This is a genomic window from Microbacterium flavescens (assembly GCF_018588945.1).
In the GTDB taxonomy this organism is placed as follows: domain Bacteria; phylum Actinomycetota; class Actinomycetes; order Actinomycetales; family Microbacteriaceae; genus Microbacterium; species Microbacterium flavescens.
This window is the reverse complement of record NZ_JAFIWA010000005.1, coordinates 1-17,609: the sequence shown is the minus strand read 5'-3', so window position 1 is coordinate 17,609 and position 17,609 is coordinate 1. Positions and strand designations below refer to the sequence as shown.

Below are 17,609 nucleotides of genomic sequence, written 5' to 3'. Positions count from 1 at the left end.
AAAGGCGCAGAAATGTCTGTCGCAGACACCACCACACACACGCCCGGCTCCCTCCCCAACGTCGTGCTCGTGCACGGCGCGTTCGCAGACGGGTCCGGATGGCGGGCCGTGTACGACCGCCTCACCGCTCGCGGTCACCGGGTCACGATCGTCCAGAATCCGCTGACCTCGCTCGCCGACGACGTCGCCGCCACCCGCCGGGTGCTCGACCTCCAGGAGGGGCCGACCATCCTCGTGGCCCACTCGTGGGGCGGCACCGTCATCACCGAGGCGGGGGATCACCCCAACGTCGCCGGGCTGGTCTATGTCTCAGCGATCGCGCCCGACGTCGGCGAGACGACCTCGCAGCAGTACGAGGGCTTCGCGGCGACGCCCGACTTCGTCATCAACGTGGGGGAGGACGGCTTCGGCTTCCTCGACCACGACCGCTTCATGACCGGTTTCGCGCACGACGCGAGTGAGGCGGATGCCGCGTTCCTCCGCGACAGCCAGATTCCGATCAACATGGCGGCCTTCGGCGAGAAGCTGGAGCACGCCGCGTGGCGGACGACGCCCAGCTGGGCCGTCATCCCCACCGAGGACCGCGCCTTCGACGGGGCGATGCTGCGCCACATGGCCGAGCGGATCGGCGCCACCGTCACGGAGGTGCGCGCGAGCCACGCGGTGTTCCTGACCCAGTCCGACATCGTCGCCGAGACGATCGAGCGGGCCGCCGACTCCGTTCTGAGCCCGCGGTCGTGAGCCGGCGGCGGTCGCGGGCGGTGTCGTCACGCGACGGCACCACCCGCGGTCGCCAGGCGCTCCCGCCCTCACTCGTGCTCCGGCAGCAGCGGCGTCGACCAGCCCGGGTCGCGCCCCAGCTGCGCGGCACGCGCAACCGACGTCGCGCCGAAGCGATCCCGCACGGCGTCGAGCACGGTGTCGAGACGCGCGCCGTCGTCCCAGTCGATGGGAAGCTCCGGCTGGATGCTGTCGGCACGCCCGAGCTGTGAGAGGGACACGCCGATCAGGGTGAGGCCACGCTCGGTGATCTGCGGCTCGGCGGCGGCGAGCAGCCGCCGGGCGACGGTGAGCAGCACCGCCGTGCGGTCGGTCGCGAAGCGGACGGTCTGCGAGCGGGTCGCCTTCGTGAAGTCGCCGTAGCGCAGTCGCAGCACGACGGTCCGGCACACGCGGTCGCGATCACGCAGGCGGCCGGCGAGCCGATCGACGATCTGGGTGAGGATCAGGTCGATCTCGTCCGCCGTGCGCGGGCGACTGCCCAGCGCGCGCTGAGACCCGATGGATCCGCGACGTCGCGTGGTGTCGACCGGGCGCGGATCGCGCAGGCGCGCCAGCGCGTGAAGGTGCGCTCCCGTCGCCCTGCCCAGCAGCCTCTCCGCCGTCGCGGCTTCGAGCTCGGCCAGCTCGCCGACGGTGTGGATGCCGAGCCGATGAAGCTTGCCGGCCGTCACCGCGCCGACACCCCAGAGCCGTTCGACGGGGAGCGGGAGCAGGAACTCCTGCTCGCGGTCGGGCTCGACCACGAGCAGCCCGTCGGGCTTGCTGACCGCGCTGGCGACCTTGGCGAGGAACTTGGTGCGGGCGACCCCGACCGAGATCGCGAGCCCGACCTCGGAGCGGACGCGCTGCCTCAATCGCACGGCGATCTGCTCGGGCGTGCCCGCGATGCGTCGGAGGCCCCCGACCTCGAGGAACGCCTCGTCGATGGACAGACCCTCGACGAGCGGAGTGGTGTCGCGGAAGATCGCGAAGACGTCACGGCTGGCTGTGGAGTACGCCTCCATCCGCGGCGGCACGATCACGGCATCCGGACACAGCTCCCGCGCCTGCCTGCCGCCCATCGCGGTCCGCACTCCCCGGGCCTTCGCCTCGTAGCTCGCCGCCAGCACGACACCGCCGCCGACGATGACCGGGCGGCCCCGGAGCGCGGGCGCATCCCGCTGTTCGACCGAGGCGTAGAAGGCGTCGAGATCGGCGTGCAGCACGGTCGCTTCGCCCCGCATCTCGCCCTCCCGCCCGATCGCCCGTCGTGCGGATCGTCCCACGCACCGGAGACATCGCAGTGAGCAGGACTGCCCGTGCGCATAACCGCAAGGGGGTGGCCTGCGCGGCGGGCGGGGCGGAGGCTGGCGAGACCAGGCAACAGAGCGAATCGAGGGCTGGATATGTCGTACAAGGTCGGATACTTCGTCGGGAGCCTCTCCTCGACATCGATCAACAGGACTCTCGCGAAGGCTCTCATCGCCCTCGCGCCCGAGGACCTGGAGTTCACCGAGATCCCCATCCGCGACCTGCCCCTGTACAGCCAGGACTACGACGAGGACTATCCGCCCGAGGCGCTGGCGCTCAAGCGAGCGATCGAGGCATCGGACGCCGTCCTCTTCGTCACTCCCGAGTACAACCGCTCGATTCCCGGAGCGCTGAAGAACGCGATCGACTGGGCCTCCCGGCCGTGGGGGCAGAACTCGTTCGATCACATCCCGGCCGCCGTCATCGGTGCCTCGGTGGGATCGATCGGAACCGCTGTCGCCCAGCAGAGCCTGCGCGGTGTCCTCAGCTTCTGCAACGCGCGCCAGATGACCGCTCCGGAGGCGTACATCCAGTTCTCACCCGACGTGTTCGGCGACGACGGCACGGTGCACAAGGCCGAAACCGAGGACTTCCTCCGCGGCTACATGGTGGAGTTCCGCGACCACATCCAGCGCGTGCTCACGGTTCTTCCGCGCCAGCAGTGACGGACGAGGGCGTCAGGTCCGACGTCGGCGTGACAAGACTGAGAATCGCGGATGCCGCGGCCCGAGGTCTCGACTCCTGCACGACGTGGTGCCCGCCGGGGATCTGCACGACCGTCGCCCGTGCCGCCCGATCCCGGAGGTGGCGGCACCACTCCAGACCGGCGATCGGGTCGCGTGCGCCGCGGATGATGACGAGGGGCACCTTCAGCTGCGCGACGCGCTCCTCGATCGGATAGGTCAGCATGTGGCGCAGCTGCGCCAGGTACCAGCGCGGACCGCACCGGAGGTAGTCGGAGAAGACGATGGCGTTGATCCGGGGCGTCTCACCGAGCGTGTCGACGGCGAGCGCCGCCGTCTGCGCCACGACCGACCGGTGCGCCGAGTCGGTCACGGGGCCCATGATGACCACGTCGGTGACCAGATCGGGGCGCTGCAGACCGACCTCGACGACCCACTGGGTGCCCATCGAGTGGCCCACCAGCGCGACCGGTCCGCGCCCCAGCGACTCGATGACGGTCGCGAGGGCCGTGGCCATCGCCGGGACGTCCAGGTCGCCGGGCGGCTTCGGCAGCCCGCCGAAGCCGGGCAGGTCAACGGACACGACCTCCCGTGTCTCGGCGAGCACCTCGTGGAGGCGCCTGAGGTAGCGGTGCGACACCCCGATCCCGTGGACGAGCACGATGGCCGGGGGGTCCGGTGCCGCCGCTGCCGCGGGCGCGTCGGACGACATGACGACGCTGAAGGCGAGCGGGCCGACGTCCACACGTCTGCATCCGGGTGCACGCACGGATCTAGCCCTCGCGCGTCTCAGTGAAGGCGGCGTACACGCCGTACACCGCCAGACCCGCGAGGTGCCACTCGGTCGCGCCCTCCGGACCCATCGCGACCACCCGCGGCCGGTCGACCAGCGGCGGGTTGATGCGACGGTGATCGGCCATGCCGTCGATCACGGACATGATCGCGAGCGCGAGGTCGCGCTCGGTGACGCCGGCGCGCATCCGGATGCCGACTGCCGCGTTCAGCTTCTCGTAGAGCACGGACATGCGGTCGACATAGCGGTCTTCGATCTCCCCGAGCAGCGTCCGGATCTCATCGCCGCCCGGCACGGCGTCGCCGCTCGCGAGCGCCGCCGACATCGTCTTGTAGGCGCGCCACGCCATCGAGTTCTCAACGGCCACGATGTTGTGCGCGACCGCGACCCGCACGGCGGCGCGCAGGGCGACCTGCTTCTCTTCGGCGGAGTGCCCCGCGCCCGCAGGGGACGAGGTCGCGTGCTGGAGCATCTCGAGCGTCTCGCCGTCGAAACCCGCCTCGAAACCCGGATCGGCCTCGAACAGAGCGCGCACGAGATCGGCGATGAACGCCATCCGGTCGGGCCAGATACGGAACACCGTGGAACGGGGCACCCCTGCGGCGCGGATGAGGTTCTCGAGCTCGATGTTGGCGTAGTCGAGCAGAAGTCCCTCGGACTTCACTCGTTCGACGGCGACCTGCAGCATGAGCGTGCGAGTCTCACCGGCTGGCTTCCGCGACCGTGGTTCTGATTGCGGCACGGTCTGATTATCGCCCGCGTGCCCGTCCGGTTCGAGAGGTGTGCGATCATCGGCGCGCCGGTAGCGGTGCCGGGTCCCCACAACCCGGCACCGGCCCGCTCCGCAGGGCTGCGCAGGCCTTCGGCGAAGCGTGGTGCAGAACCCCAGATCCGGCACCTCCGCCACTCTAGGGACTCGGAGTCTCAAGTCTCAAATCCAGACGGTTAACCGAAGACCGCGGGTTCGTCAACCCGGGCTCCGCCCCCGCGCGGCGAGGTCACACTGGACCGCGTGAGAGCCCGTACTGCACGCCTGCCGAACGGTCGGCACTTCGCCGTCACGTGGTCGATCCCCGACGACTTCGGCGGCATGACCGAGGCGATCCTCCGCCGATCGCGTGCGTTCCGCGAGGTCGCGGGCACCCCGGTCGACGTCCTCACCTTCGATGCGCGGCCCGACTATCCGGAGCTCGAGCGGCGTCTGCGCGCCGCCGGCTCGCTGGCCGACGGCATCCGTGTCCTCAATCTCTACGACTGGCTGCGCGACCATGAACTGCCCGAGTCGGACGCCTCGGCCGCGCCACTGACGGACGACCCGCCCCTTCCCTCCGGGGTGCCCGGCTCCGAGCGCCGTCGGGACGGTCGCGTCCTCTCGCGGGTGGTCCGCGACACGGACGGCGGGATGCTGCACACCGACCACTTCCGCGCCGACGGGACGCTCCTGCTTACCGACCGCCGCGACGTGCGCGGGACGCGCGGTGCGCGCCGGCTGGTGCTCCATGACCGGAGCGGACGCCCGGTGCGGGCGTGGCGCAGCGCGTGGGCCCTGTACGCGGAGTGGCTGGACGCGCTGACCGGCGGCGCCCGCAGCTACATGATCGTGGACAGCAAGACGATGGCTCCGTTCATGCAGACGTATCGGCGGCCGCACGTGGTCACCGCGCACCTGATCCACGGCTCGCACCGTGATGCGGCCGGTGACCTGCGGGCTTCGCGCCGGGCCGCCCTCGCCTCGGCGCACCGATTCGACGTGGTCGCCGTGCTGAGTCGCTCGCAGGCCCGCGATCTCCGCCACGACGTCGACCGGATGCCGCGCGTCGCCGTGGTCTCGAACCCCCGAGCGCAGTGCGGCACCGCTCCGCCCACCGATCCGCGCTCGCCGACGCGGGGAGTCGTGGTCGCGTCGCTCACCAGGCGCAAGCGCGTCTCGCATGCGATCGACGCAATCCAGCGCGCGAACGAAGGGCGCCGATCGCCCCTCACTCTCGACGTCTACGGCGACGGCGAGAGTCGCGATGCGCTCGAGCGGCGGGCGGCGGGGGATGCCGGCATCCGATTCCACGGCTACGAGCCGGGTGCCCGCGACACGCTCTCGTCCGCGTCGTTCGCGCTGTTCACGGCGCACTCCGAAGGCTTCCCGCTGGCCCTCGTCGAGGCGATGGCGGCGGGCTGCATCCCCATCGCCTACGACATCGACTACGGCCCGGCCGACATCATCCGCGACGGCCGCAACGGCTGCCTCGTGACGGCGGGCGACGTCACCGCGCTCGCGGACGCCGTCTGCCGCGTAGCCGACCTTCCCGAGCGGGATCGTCAGCGGATGCGGGCGAGGGCCGTCCGCGCGGCGCGGGCGTTCACCGACCAGGCCGTCTGCGCGCAGTGGGCGGAGGCCTTCGAGCTGGCACTGGTGCGGCGGACCCTTCGCCGTCGACCCGCCGTGCGGGCGGCGCTGGCGCGCTGGCCGCAGGTGCGCTCGGCAGGAGCTCCCGTCATCCGCGTCCTGGCCCGGCTTCACCGGGCAGGCGATGCGTCGCCCGACCACGCGAGGCGCCTCGGCGTCAAGCCCCCCTTCGCGACTCCCGGCGCCGATACGCTTCCCCGGTGAGCACCGCCAAATCCGCCGCCCATGTCGCGCAGGACTCGACCTTCTTCCGTGTCGCCGCGCGCATCGGCTACGTCGTCCTCGGCATCGTCCACCTCGTCATCGGGGGGATCTCCATCTCGGTGGCGACCGGCGGCGGCGGTGAGGCGGACCAGGGCGGCGCGATGGAGCAGATCCGCAGCTCGCCGGCCGGCGTGGCCCTCCTCTGGGCCATCGCCCTCGGGCTTACCGCGCTCGCGGTGTGGCAGATCGCCGAGGCCGTCGTCGAGTCCGACCCCGACGGCAAGAAGAAGTGGGGACACCGCCTCAAGTTCGTGGGAACCGCCGTGGCGTACCTGGCGATCGCGTTCACCGCCGTCGTCTACGCCTTCGGGGGCAGTTCCGACTCCTCCCAGTCGTCGCAATCGCTGAGTGCACGCCTGCTGTCGACACCCGGTGGAGTGGTGCTGCTCGTGCTCGTCGGGCTGGTCGTGTTCGCCATCGGCGCCGCCTTCGTCGTGCGCGGCGTCACCCGCGCGTTCGAGAAGAACCTCGACGTGCCGAGCGGGGCGGCGCGCAAGGGCATCGTGACCTTCGGTGTGGTCGGCTACATCGCCAAGGGCGTCGCCGTCGGCGTGACCGGTCTGCTCTTCGTCGTGGCCGCCCTCACGCACGACGCGGAGGCGGCCGGGGGAATGGATGCGGCCATCCACACGCTCGCCCAGCTGCCGTTCGGCGCTGTCATCCTCTGGGTGGTCGGCATCGGGCTCATCGTCTACGGCCTCTTCTGCTTCGCCCGGGCCCGGTACGCCCGGATGTGAATCAGCCCGCGGGGCCGGCTCAGCGACCCTCGAGGATCACCAGCTGCTGCGTCGCGCGGGTCATCGCGACATAGCGGTCGACGGCTCCCTCGATGCCGCCCCCGAACGATCCGGGGTCCACCAGCACGACGAGATCGAACTCGAGGCCCTTCGCCAGTTCGGGCGACAGCGACTGCACACGGTCGGTCGGTGCGAACGCCGGGTCGCCGATCACGCACGCCACCCCCTCCGCGTGGGCCGCGAGCCACTCCTCGAGGATGGCGTCGCGCTCGCTGCGCGCGCCGCGCCGCACCGCGTCGCCGGTGCGCCTGATCGAGGTGGGCACGTTCGCGTCGGGCAGGGCTGCGCGGATCACCGGCTCGGCTTCGGCCATGATCTCCTCCGGCGTGCGGTAGTTGACGGTGAGCGAGGCCAGCTCGACCCTGCTCATCCCGATCCGCGTCAGCCGTTCCTCCCACGTCTCGGTGAAGCCGTGGCGCGCCTGAGCGCGGTCGCCGACGATCGTGAAGCTCCGCGAGGGGCAGCGCAGCAGGAGCATCCGCCATTCCGCGTCGGTCAGCTCCTGCGCCTCGTCGATCACGATGTGCGCGAACGGCCCCGCCAGCTGATCGGGGTCGGCGTCGGGAAGGCCCGATTCGTCCACCAGGGTGTTCTGGAAGTCCTGGCCGCGCAGCATCGACATGACGCCCATCTCGGAGTCGTCCGACGCGATCAGATCGTCGATCACCCGATCGCGCAGCTCGCGCGCGGCAGCGAGGGCCGCGTCGCGCCGACGCCTGCGCCGGACCGCGTGCGGGTCGCCGATCCGCTGGCGCGCCGCGTCGAGGAGAGGAAGATCCGAGACGGTCCACACATGCCCGTCGTCGCGCTGAAGCAGCGCCACGTCGTCCGGGGCGAGCCAGGGAGCGCAGTGACGCAGATACGCGGGCGCCGACCACAGATCCGCGACCACGTTCACCGGGTCGAGGAGCGGCCACGCCCGGCTGAAGGCTGTCATCAGTCCTTCGTCCTGCACCAGCGCCCGGCGCACCAGGTGGGGAGGCGCGTCCTCGGGGTGCTGGTCGACGACGATGGTGAGCAGCTCTTCGAGCACCTGCTCGCGCGCCTCGTTGTGCGGCGTCGCGGGGTCTGCGGCGGCGAAGGCGTCCGCCCAGTCCTCGGGTTCGAGCCGCACGTCGGCCCAGGGCGTGCCGACGTTCATGCCGCGCGACGGCGGCTGCTCGTAGTGGCGCACGGCGGGCTCGACAGCCGAGACGAGTCTGCCGGTCGCCTTGAGGGCCGCGACGCGCGGGTCGGATTCGACGGATGCCTCGGCCCCCTCCGGCACGAGATCACGCAGCGTGCACGTCAGAACGCCCTCTTCGCCCAGCCCCGGAAGCACGTCGGCCACGTACGCGAGGTAGGGCTGGTGCGGACCCACGACGAGGACTCCGCCGCGGGCGCGGCTCACGCGGGGATCGGCGTAGAGCAGGTACGCCGCGCGGTGCAGGGCGACGACCGTCTTGCCGGTGCCGGGCCCGCCGTCGACGACGAGCGCACCGCGCGAGTCGGCGCGGATGACGGCGTCCTGGTCGGCCTGGATCGTGGCGAGCACGTCGCGCATCCGGCCCTCTCGGCTGCCACCGAGGCTGGCGATGAACGCAGACTGGTCATCGAGGGCGACGGGGCCCTCGAGCCCTTCCGCCGTGAAGACCTCATCCCAGTAGTCCGTGATCCGACCGCCGCTCCACCGGTACCGCCTACGGCTGGCGAGTCCCATCGGATTCGCATGGGTGGCGCCGAAGAACGGCTCGGCCGCGGGTGAGCGCCAATCGACGAGCAGCTGGCGGCCTTCGTCGTCGGTGAGCCCCAGGCGTCCGATATACACGGGGGCCGAGGCATCCGTCCCCACCATCCGTCCGAGGCAGATGTCGAGACCGAAGCGACCGAGCGCGGTCAGCCGCGCCGTCAGCCGGTGGATCTCGAGATCGCGGTCGAGCGCGTGCTGTCCGCTGCCTCCCGCTTCGCGTCGCACCGCATCACGGCGTGCGGACAGATCGCGGATCGAGTCCGCGAGGGTGCGGGCGATGGCGGCGAAGTGCCGCTCGTCCGCGCTGATCAGCTCGGGGCCGGCCTTGGCCGACAGCCGTCCGGGCAGGTGGAAAACACTTGTGGCCAGGGGATTCACGTGGGGCGCTCCAACTCTCGCTCGCGATCTCCGCTCCGCTCGGAGGATCACGGCCGACCAGTATGCGCCCCGAGGGGGGCCTTGCGGCAAGGCCCCCCTCGGTCGGTATCCTGGAAATGCGTTCAGTGGTGGAAAGTGCCCGCTTCCTCCTCCGTCATCGAGCTGACGATCGGATGCCTGTCGAAGTGCTCGATCGCCGCCCGGTAGTCGCTCATCAGCAGTGACGCGGCATCGCGGTCGAATCCCTGCCGCACGAGGATGCGCTGCACCGGGAGGTCCTGGCGGTCCTTCGGCATCGTGTAGGCCGGCACCTGCCAGCCCCGCGTGCGCAGCCGGTCGGCCAGGTCGAACAAGTTGAACGGATGCTCCACCCCGTCGGTCAGCTTCCACGAGACCGCCGGGATGCCTGCCGACGCGCTGCCGTCGTTGATGATCTCGAAGTGTCCGAACTTCGAGATCTCCTCGGCGAGGTACATCGCCGTGTCGTGGCACGACATGTGGACCTTGCGATATCCCTCGTGCCCGAGCCGGACGAAGTTGTAGTACTGCGCGACGATCTGCCCGCCGGGCCGGGAGAAGTTGAGCGCGAACGTGGGCATGTTGCCGCCCAGGTAGTTCACGTTGAAGACCAGGTCCTCGGGCAGGTCGGCGGCATCCCGCCACACCACCCAGCCGACCCCGAGCGGAGCCAGCCCGAACTTGTGTCCTGAGGTGTTGATCGACTTCACGCGAGGAAGGCGGAAGTCCCACACCAGCTCGGGAACCGTGAACGGCGCGATGAAGCCGCCGCTCGCGCCGTCGACGTGGATCGGGATGTCGAGGCCGGTGTCCTCCTGCAGCTTGTCCAGTGCGTTGCTCACCGCGTGGACCGGCTCGTACTGTCCCGTGAACGTCACGCCGAGGGTGGGGACCACGCCGATCGTGTTCTCGTCGACCCGCTTGATCACCTCATCGGCGTTCATGATGAAGCGCTCACCCTCCATCGGGATCTCGCGCAGCTCGACGTCCCAATAGCGGGCGAACTTGTGCCAGCACACCTGCACCGGGCCCGTGATGAGGTTCGGCTTGTCGGTGGGCTTGCCGGCCTCCCTCTGTCGCGCCCGCCACTTCCACAGCAGCGCCATACCGCCGAGCATCGCCGCCTCGCTGGAGCCCGTCGTGGACGTGCCGAGGGTGTTCTGCGCCTCGGGGGAGTTCCACAGATCGGCGAGGATGTGCACGCAGCGCGCCTCGAGCTCGGCCGTCTGCGGGTACTCGTCCTTGTCGATCATGTTCTTGTCGAGCGTCTCGGCCATGATCGAGCGCACCTCGGGCTCGAGCCACGTCTGGCAGAAGGTCGCGAGATTCTGACGCGAATTCCCGTCGAGCATGAGCTCGTCGATCACGACCTGATAAGCGTGCCGCGCGAGGTGCTCGTTCTGCGGCATCCGGTACTTCGGCAGTGAGACCGACAGGTCGTTCGAGGCGAACACCTCGTCGAGCAGCTCGTCTCTGACGTCGTCTTTCCTGTGCAGCATGTGCCTGCTCCTCCGTGCGTCGCACGCCGTGGGGCGGTTCCGGATGCCGTCGGGACCGGTGGACCAGGAGGGTCGTCGACGAGTACGGGGCAAGAATTCCGGATGCCGCAGCCACTGTCAACGGCGCGCAGAAGGCGTCGGCAAAGGTCACCCGGACCGGGTGACCGCGCGCCGGGTCAGACCCAGAGGCCGCCCAGGAGGCCGAGGCAGGGCCCGATGACGATGAGCCAGGTCGCCGCCGAGACGATGAGCACGCCCGTCGCGAAGCGCCGCCAGCGCTGCGAGAACATGAGCAGGCCGGCGAGGACCGGCACCAGGATGAACGGCCACAGCAGGCCCCAGATCGAGGTGACGATTCCCGTGGTCAGGAAGAACAGCACCAGGGCGAGGATCTGCAGACCGCATCCGGTTCCGATCCCGACGCCGACGCTCGGCCGCTTGTCGGGCTGCGGTGCGGGCTCGGCCGACGGCGTGAACGCCGGGGGCGGAGCGTAGCCGGGGGGCGGCGCGTAGCCGGGCGGCGGCGCGTAGACGGCCGGCGGGTCGGCGTCCGGCGGGGGAACGTCGCCGTGCAGCGGGTCGCCGGCCGTCGGCTCCTCGGCTGGCGTCGGCTCCTCGGCTGGCGTCGGCTCCTCGGCTGGCGTCGGCTCCTCGGCTGGCGTCGGTTCCTCGGCTGGCGTCGGTCCCTCGTCCGGTGTCGCGCCGTCGTCGGGGAGGTCAGGCGGTCTGTCCATGCGTTGCCATCCTCTCTGCAGGTACCACCAGTCGGCCGCGTGCTGCCTGGTACGCGATGCGGGCCAGGAGAAGCGGGATCGTGACGATGAGGAAGAGCTGCGGTCGCGTCAGCCCCATCCAGGCCACCTCGTTGCCGCGGACGAACTCGACCGAGAAGCGGAACACCCCGTAGGCGGCGACGTACAGGGTGAGCAGCTCCCCGGCCGCGATGGGGCGGTGGCGCAGCCAGAACCACAGCGCCGCGAAAGCGACGAGGTGGAAGACGATCTCGTAGACGAAGCTCGGGTGGAGGGGCACCCCCGCGGGCGCGCCGGTGTAGGCCGCGGCATCCGCATCCAGCACGATGCCCCAGTCGGAGCCCGTGGGCGTTCCGGGGATCTCGGTGAAGAGGCATCCGAAGCGACCGACCGCCAGGGCGAGCGCGACGGCGGGGGCGAACAGGTCGCCCGTGCGCGGCCCGTACTTCACGATCCGCTTGGCGACGTGCACCCCGAGCCAGGCGCCGACTAGGGCGCTGAGCATCGACGCGTGGCCGAACGCGAGCTGCTCGAAGAGGGAGAGGTTCTTCGACGGATCGAGGTGCTGCGCCCACGTGCCGAGCCGCGAGAACACGGCGGCGCCGGCGAGCGCGCCGAGGACCAGGTAGGGGATGCGAGGATCCGTCACACCGCGCCGGCGCGACTCGACGAGGAACACGACGCCGGCCAGGCCGAGCGCCAGTGCGACGAACGCGGAGTGCGTGTCGATCGGCAGGCCCCAGCCGAACAGATCCTTCAGCGTCGGGAACATCGCCTCAGGTCCAGATCCCGGCCCAGAGCATCACCCAGAAGGGCACCGCGACGGCCGAGAGCACGGCGATCGCCGAGAGGTAGATGAGCACGAGACGGGTGTCGCCGAGCTTGCACCTCGATCGCAGCAGCCCCGCCCGCCGGGCGGCAGCGTAGCCGGCGATCGCGACCAGGGCGAACGCGAGCACGGCGATCGGCCCGAGCAGGCACGCGATGACGGCGACCGTCGTGAACACGCACAGTCGCAGCGGGTCGAACGGGGGAGCCGGGTCGCCGACCGACTCGTCGTACTGATTGAGCCCACCGGCGTCGAACGCGGTCATGAGACGGTCACCGGGATCTCGCGGCGGCCGCCGGTGGCGGTGGACAGGCGGCGCCGGGACAGGGGCGCCCACGCCTGCACGGCGCAGAACGGCGCGCACTGATGGGCGTCGGTCGTCTCGTTGACCGTCGCGACGTGCACGCAGCACTGCGTGAGGCGCTCCTCGATCATGGTGTTGATGTCCATGAAGGGCTTCACGGTGATGCGCAGCACCCGGTCGCCGAGCATCGCGCGCAGCCGCTTGTGCTGACCCGGCAGCGCCGAGGTCGCGAGCGCCGTGAGCGTGCCGATGCCCAGATCGCAGTTCTGGCAGATGTCGCGCCAGATCGTGGTCATGGACGGGTGCGAGAGCGAGGACTGCTCGCTCAGGAGGTCGAGCAGCGATCCCTTGACCGCGTCCTTGAGCGCCTGGTTGATCGAGCTGTCGGCGATGCGGTTGGCGAGGAGATCGGGCTCGAGGTCGAGGAACTCCTTGAGGCGCTCGTGGCCGATCAGGGCGGTCAGCGACTTCCAGTCGCCGGAGTCGTCGCGCAGGAGATACCCCACCGAGCAGCAGTGCGGATGGCTGCACGGCAGCGCGGTGAGGTCGCGCCAGGTCACCTCGCCGTCGGTCTGCGGCCCGAGCCGGGTGAGGACGCCCGTGTGCGTCAGCCGATCGTTCGGGTCGATGCCCGACGAGCGGCCCGAGCCGAAGACGGGCTGGATCGTCACTCCGCCCACGTACGGCGTCGCCATCGCGCGGCGGATGACGGCGCCGATCTCGCCGTCGTTCACCCCGAGCGTCGCGGTCATGGTGAGTGTCGTGAAGACACCGGCCTCCGAGAGCCGGGCGATCGCGCGCTCCTTGAAGCGGCGGATGTCGGCCCCGCGGTGGAATGCGGATGCCTCGGCGCTCTCGCCGTCGTACTGCAGGTAGATCTCGACGCGCTCGCGGTGCTTCTTGAGCACCTCGACGAACGCATCGTCCTGCGCGATCCGCAGACCGTTCGAGTTGATGAGGATCCGCACGATCGGGCGCGTCACCAGGTGGTCGAGGAGCTGCTCGAGCCAGGGGTAGAGGGTCGGCTCGCCGCCCGACAGCATCAGCACGTCGATGCGGTCGTTCTCACGGGCGAGACGCGCGTCCACTGAGGCGAGCACCTCCGCCAGGGGGGCGATCGCCGAGGCCGCCGGGCTCGATTCGGCGAAGCACGTCGGGCAGCGCAGGTTGCAGTGGTCCGTCAGATCCTCGAGGAGGATGCACGTGTGCTGGGTCTGCATCTGCGGCAGCCCGTCCTCATACGCGGAGGGCACCGGCTTGAAGTTGCCGAGGGTGTCGGGGCCATGCACCTTCGTCGGCGCCGTCCACTGCTCGAGGTAGGAGAGGATCTCGGCCGACTCGTCGTACAGCGTGCGCACGAGGCCGTGCTCGGGGCATCCGCGCTCCAGCCAGACCCGCCCGTCGCGTACCGCCAGCCACCCCGACAGCCGGGCCACCTGCGACAGCTCGCGATCAGGATGCTCTTCGTGGCATGCGGGGCAGAACGCGTTGACGTACCGATGGATGCGATAGTCGCGCAGCGGCATGCCGGCACCGGGGCTCTGGCTCATGCGCCCAACATAGTGCCGGGAGCACGGCGTCAGCGGTAGCCGAAGACAGGCGGGAACACGACCAGGATGACTGCCGACCACGCCAGGTACACCGGGATGAACCCGGTCTGCCAGCGCTCGAGGCGCGCGAACCGAGTCCGCCCGATGACGAACCGCAGCTGCAGCCACGCTGCCCCCGCGAGGTTCGCGAGCAGGATCAGGTTGAGCCCCAGCGAGGCCAGCTTGTTCGGGCTCGCGCCGTACTCCGCGATGCGGCTGACCATGGCGATCAGCACCAGCAGGTCGACCAGGATGGCGGCGACCACCATGACGAGCTGAAGACGATCGAACCAGGATGCCTCGACCAGCGGGTCCCGGGCCGAGAGGGCGTACAGCAGCAGGGCGAGCACGACGACGAGGACGACGTCGAAGATGATCAGCATGTCGCGCTGGCCGAACATCACCAGCCCGTCGTCGGGATCGACCAGGCTGCCCTGCACGAGGCCGGCGACGAAGAACGCGAGGAGCAGCACCGTGAACAGGGGCGTGAACAGCTTGGTGAGCACGGGAGCGATGTTCTCGATGACGCTCTGCTTGGCCTCCACGAGCCAGCCGGCGACGACCACCGCGCCCGCGATCCCGCAGGGGAGCAGCCAGTTCTCGACGACGTCGGCGGCATCCAGGCCGATCGCGCCGAACACGCCCATCGTGAGGCCGATGAGCACAGCGCCGCCCAGCGCGATGAGCACGAAGTAGACGAACCACTCGCCGGTGAATCGCACGAAGTCCATGCGCGCACGGCTCGAGCGAACGTCGCCGTTCGCGTAGGCGATGCCGGTGACGATCCACAGCGCCACCACCGCATGGATCGCGGCGAGCGTGAGGGTCGCGGCATCCGTCCCGAAGGGATAGATGTTGAGCACCAGGGCGGCGACGGCGAACGGCGCGGCGACGGCGACGACGGTCATCGCCGAGGAGCGGTGCCGGATCAGGAAGTACGCGGCGAGGAACGGCAGCACGAGCACCGCGATGTTGCGGGCGTAGAAGTCGCCGTCCGACTCGAAGTCGATGCCGAAGAGAGCGGGAATCTTCACCGCGATCGCGGCTCCGAATGCCAGCGCGATCGCGAGGGGCAGGGCGCGCGAGCGCGGTGCTGAGCCGGGTTCGGCCATGACCAGCTGCTTCCACAGCCGGTCGGAGTGCTCACGAGCGAACTCGCGCGAGAGGTCATCGAGGCCGCCCATGCGCTTTACGGCGACGAGGAAGGCCTCGTCGGGCGCGAGACCGGATGCCTCGAGCCGGTCGATCTGGCCGCGGAGGTGGTCCTCGAGCTCGTCGACGTCGCGGCCGTCGATCGCCTGCCGGCGGCCCACGTACTCGCGCCAGGCGGCGATCTGCTGCTCGAGCTGCGGATCGAGGTCGGCGGTCATGCGGGGGCACCCCCGAGAGCGAACGGGCTGCGGCCGCCGTCGCGGTCGGCCCACACCTTCTGCAGCGCGGTGCTGACGACGCTCCACTGGCGGCGCTGCTCGGCGAAGACCGCCGCTCCGGTGGCGCTGAGGCGGTAGTGCTTGCGCGGGCGGCCGGTCGGCGACGCGCTCCAGCTGGCCTCGATGTGGCCGAGCCGCTCCAGACGGTGCAGCAGCGGATACAGCATCCCGTCGCTCCATTCCAGCTCGCCGTCGGACAGCTCGCTCACGCGCTGGAGGATCGCGTAGCCGTACGACTCGCCCTCGGCGAGGATGCCGAGCACCATGGGCGTCGCTGCGGCGGCGACGAGGTCCTTGCCGATCTTCATGAGCTCTTCTCTTCGATACCTAGAGGTGCAAGGTACATAGAGCTACAAGGTAACACGATGCGACCGGAGATGGCACGAAGCGCCGGTTCAACCGCGCCGATGGGCGCCTCCGGGCGAGCGGATGCGGCACTTCGGCGCGGTTGAGCGGATGCCGCACTTCGGCGCGGTTGAGCAGTTGCAGGTCGATCCTCTCGGCATCCGCCAACGCCACGAACCAGAACGCGTGGATCGAGATGATGGAGGAGGAGCTGGCCGCCAGCCACCCCGACATCGAGCTCGTCGAGGTCGTCTACGGCGACGACGACGACCAGACCTCGTTCGACAAGACCGCGGCCCTGCTGCAGACGTACCCGGAGCTGAAGGGCATCATCTCGCCCACCACCGTCGGTGTCGCCGCAGCTGCCCGCTACCTGTCGACCTCGGAGTACAAGGGCAAGGTCGCGCTGACCGGCCTCGGCACGCCGAACCAGATGCGCGAGTACGTCGAGGACGGCACCGTCACCGCCTTCGCGCTGTGGAACCCGGCCGACCTGGGCTACCTCGCCGCGTTCGCCGCTCAGGCCCTGATCACCGGTGAGATCACCGGCGAGGAAGGCGACACGTTCGAAGCCGGCAAGCTCGGCGAGTTCGAGGTCGGCCCTGACGCCGGCGTCCTGCTCGGCGACCCGTTCGTCTTCGACGCAGAGAACATCGGCGACTTCGACTTCTGATCCGGAGCGTCGCCTCCGAGCGCCCGGTCCGCACCCCGCGGGCCGGGCGCTCGGCCGTCCGCGCGAGCGGCGTTTGGGTAGCCTGGACGCGGGGACGAGGCATCCGTCTCCACCCGTCTGAAGGAGTCCCATGCCGCTGGTCGTGATGGGGGTCTCAGGATCGGGGAAGTCGACCGTCGCGGCGGCCGTGGCCGGTGCGCTCGACGGCATCTACCTCGATGCCGACGATTTCCACCCGCCGGCGAACGTCACCAAGATGGTCGCCGGGATCCCGCTGACGGACGAGGATCGGATGCCGTGGCTCCGGGTCGTCGGCGAGGCCATCGTCGCCCAGGCCGCGCGCGGCAGACTCCCGGTGGTGGCGTGCTCGGCGCTGCGACGCCGGTATCGCGACGCCCTGCGCGCGACGGCCGGCGAGCTCTTCTTCGTCCAGCTCGACGGCTCGCCGGAGCTGCTCTCCGCGCGCATCGGCGCCCGGCCCGACCACTTCATGCCGCCGGCGCTGCTGCGGTCCCAGCTCGAGACGCTCGAGCCCCTCGAACCCGACGAGCAGGGCGTGGTGGTGTCGGTGGACCAGTCGGTGGAGCACATCGTGGCGGCCGTGCGCAAGCACTGGGCGGCGAGAACCGGAGTCTGACATCCTGAAGCGACCCGGTGGAGGTGCCGGACGGCGCGAGGAGATCACATGCCCGGCAAGTACGACCTCGAGACGACGACGCTCGGTCAGCTCCTGAACGATCCCGAGGCCCGCGGCATCATCGTCGAGCTCGTTCCGGAGCTTCCGGATCACCCGATGATCGGCTTCGCGAAGAACATGCCCGCGGCCACGGTGCTGCAGATGGCGGGCAACCAGCTGCCCGCAGACACGCTCGACCAGCTGAAGACGCGCATCGCCGCGCTCTGACCTCCGGCTGCGGGTCACGGCCGGTTCGCCCCCCTCGCACGGAACTCTCGCCGAGACGGCATCCGTGCACCGAGACTGGGACTAGTGGCGGCGGTTTCGGTGCACCGATGCCGTCTCGCGGTGGGGTGGGGCGGTGGGGTGGGGCGGC

General features: G+C 70.3%; 17 protein-coding genes and 1 pseudogene. 7 read left to right on the top strand and 11 right to left on the bottom strand.

The features are described from left to right. Positions 1–12: 12 nt before the first annotated feature. Positions 13–741, top strand: coding sequence for an alpha/beta fold hydrolase (locus tag JX005_RS10725; protein WP_214467489.1), 729 nt, complete (start codon positions 13–15; stop codon positions 739–741). Between the two features lie 68 nt (positions 742–809). Here the strand turns inward: JX005_RS10725 and dinB are convergent, their stop codons facing one another. Further along, the gene (gene dinB, locus JX005_RS10720) at positions 810–2,006 is read right to left on the bottom strand and encodes a DNA polymerase IV (protein ID WP_214467488.1); all 1,197 of its coding nucleotides are present in this window, start codon (positions 2,004–2,006) and stop codon (positions 810–812) included. A gap of 162 nt (positions 2,007–2,168) precedes the next feature. Here dinB and JX005_RS10715 point away from each other — a divergent pair, with 162 nt between their 5' ends. Continuing rightward, positions 2,169–2,738 carry an NADPH-dependent FMN reductase gene (locus JX005_RS10715; RefSeq protein ID WP_214467487.1) on the top strand — a complete coding sequence of 190 codons (570 nt, stop codon included), beginning with the start codon at positions 2,169–2,171 and terminating at the stop codon, positions 2,736–2,738. On the opposite strand, the gene JX005_RS10710 is transcribed toward JX005_RS10715, so the two are convergent. Both JX005_RS10710 and JX005_RS10705 read right to left on the bottom strand, forming a co-directional pair. Next, positions 2,713–3,525: an alpha/beta fold hydrolase gene (locus JX005_RS10710; RefSeq protein WP_307858562.1), complete on the bottom strand. Its 813-nt coding sequence runs from the start codon at positions 3,523–3,525 to the stop codon at positions 2,713–2,715. The genes JX005_RS10715 and JX005_RS10710 overlap by 26 nt on opposite strands. 4 nt (positions 3,526–3,529) lie before the next feature. Then, positions 3,530–4,237 carry a hypothetical protein gene (locus JX005_RS10705; protein WP_214467486.1) on the bottom strand — a complete coding sequence of 236 codons (708 nt, stop codon included), beginning with the start codon at positions 4,235–4,237 and terminating at the stop codon, positions 3,530–3,532. Between the two features lie 324 nt (positions 4,238–4,561). On the opposite strand from JX005_RS10705, the gene JX005_RS16385 reads away from it, so the two are divergent. Beyond that, positions 4,562–6,154, top strand: a complete 1,593-nt coding sequence (locus tag JX005_RS16385) for a glycosyltransferase (RefSeq protein ID WP_214467485.1) — start codon at positions 4,562–4,564, stop codon at positions 6,152–6,154. After that, a complete protein-coding gene (locus JX005_RS10695) occupies positions 6,151–6,951 on the top strand; it encodes a DUF1206 domain-containing protein (RefSeq protein ID WP_214467484.1) in 801 nt (266 codons plus the stop codon). Before JX005_RS16385 ends, JX005_RS10695 begins: the two co-directional genes overlap by 4 nt. A gap of 19 nt (positions 6,952–6,970) precedes the next feature. Here JX005_RS10695 and helR read toward each other — a convergent pair whose 3' ends face one another. The 8 genes from helR to JX005_RS10655 form a co-directional block, all read right to left on the bottom strand. Further along, the gene (gene helR / locus JX005_RS10690; RefSeq protein ID WP_214467483.1) at positions 6,971–9,118 is read right to left on the bottom strand and encodes an RNA polymerase recycling motor ATPase HelR; all 2,148 of its coding nucleotides are present in this window, start codon (positions 9,116–9,118) and stop codon (positions 6,971–6,973) included. 122 nt (positions 9,119–9,240) lie between these two features. Beyond that, on the bottom strand, positions 9,241–10,635 hold the full coding sequence (gene gad, locus JX005_RS10685; RefSeq protein WP_214467482.1) for a glutamate decarboxylase: 1,395 nt from the start codon (positions 10,633–10,635) through the stop codon (positions 9,241–9,243). Between the two features lie 176 nt (positions 10,636–10,811). Next, the gene (locus tag JX005_RS10680) at positions 10,812–11,369 is read right to left on the bottom strand and encodes a hypothetical protein (RefSeq protein ID WP_214467481.1); all 558 of its coding nucleotides are present in this window, start codon (positions 11,367–11,369) and stop codon (positions 10,812–10,814) included. After that, positions 11,353–12,159 carry a prolipoprotein diacylglyceryl transferase gene (locus tag JX005_RS10675; RefSeq protein ID WP_214467480.1) on the bottom strand — a complete coding sequence of 269 codons (807 nt, stop codon included), beginning with the start codon at positions 12,157–12,159 and terminating at the stop codon, positions 11,353–11,355. The genes JX005_RS10680 and JX005_RS10675 overlap by 17 nt, the downstream gene beginning before the upstream one ends. A 4-nt stretch (positions 12,160–12,163) precedes the next feature. Further along, positions 12,164–12,481 carry a hypothetical protein gene (locus tag JX005_RS10670; protein WP_214467479.1) on the bottom strand — a complete coding sequence of 106 codons (318 nt, stop codon included), beginning with the start codon at positions 12,479–12,481 and terminating at the stop codon, positions 12,164–12,166. Beyond that, positions 12,478–14,070 carry a radical SAM protein gene (locus tag JX005_RS10665; protein WP_246533865.1) on the bottom strand — a complete coding sequence of 531 codons (1,593 nt, stop codon included), beginning with the start codon at positions 14,068–14,070 and terminating at the stop codon, positions 12,478–12,480. The genes JX005_RS10670 and JX005_RS10665 overlap by 4 nt, the downstream gene beginning before the upstream one ends. 29 nt (positions 14,071–14,099) lie before the next feature. Continuing rightward, positions 14,100–15,479: a permease prefix domain 1-containing protein gene (locus JX005_RS10660; RefSeq protein WP_214467478.1), complete on the bottom strand. Its 1,380-nt coding sequence runs from the start codon at positions 15,477–15,479 to the stop codon at positions 14,100–14,102. Next, positions 15,476–15,847, bottom strand: a complete 372-nt coding sequence (locus JX005_RS10655) for a PadR family transcriptional regulator (RefSeq protein WP_214467477.1) — start codon at positions 15,845–15,847, stop codon at positions 15,476–15,478. Before JX005_RS10655 ends, JX005_RS10660 begins: the two co-directional genes overlap by 4 nt. A gap of 182 nt (positions 15,848–16,029) precedes the next feature. Here JX005_RS10655 and JX005_RS10650 point away from each other — a divergent pair. From JX005_RS10650 to JX005_RS10640, 3 genes and pseudogenes are all read left to right on the top strand, one after another. Beyond that, a pseudogene (locus JX005_RS10650) lies at positions 16,030–16,557 on the top strand (substrate-binding domain-containing protein); the annotation flags it as partial. Between the two features lie 130 nt (positions 16,558–16,687). Beyond that, positions 16,688–17,194 (top strand): gluconokinase, encoded by a 507-nt coding sequence (locus JX005_RS10645; RefSeq protein ID WP_214467476.1) that lies wholly within the window; start codon positions 16,688–16,690, stop codon positions 17,192–17,194. A 48-nt stretch (positions 17,195–17,242) separates the two neighbouring features. Continuing rightward, positions 17,243–17,461 carry a hypothetical protein gene (locus JX005_RS10640; RefSeq protein ID WP_214467475.1) on the top strand — a complete coding sequence of 73 codons (219 nt, stop codon included), beginning with the start codon at positions 17,243–17,245 and terminating at the stop codon, positions 17,459–17,461. Positions 17,462–17,609: the final 148 nt, after the last annotated feature.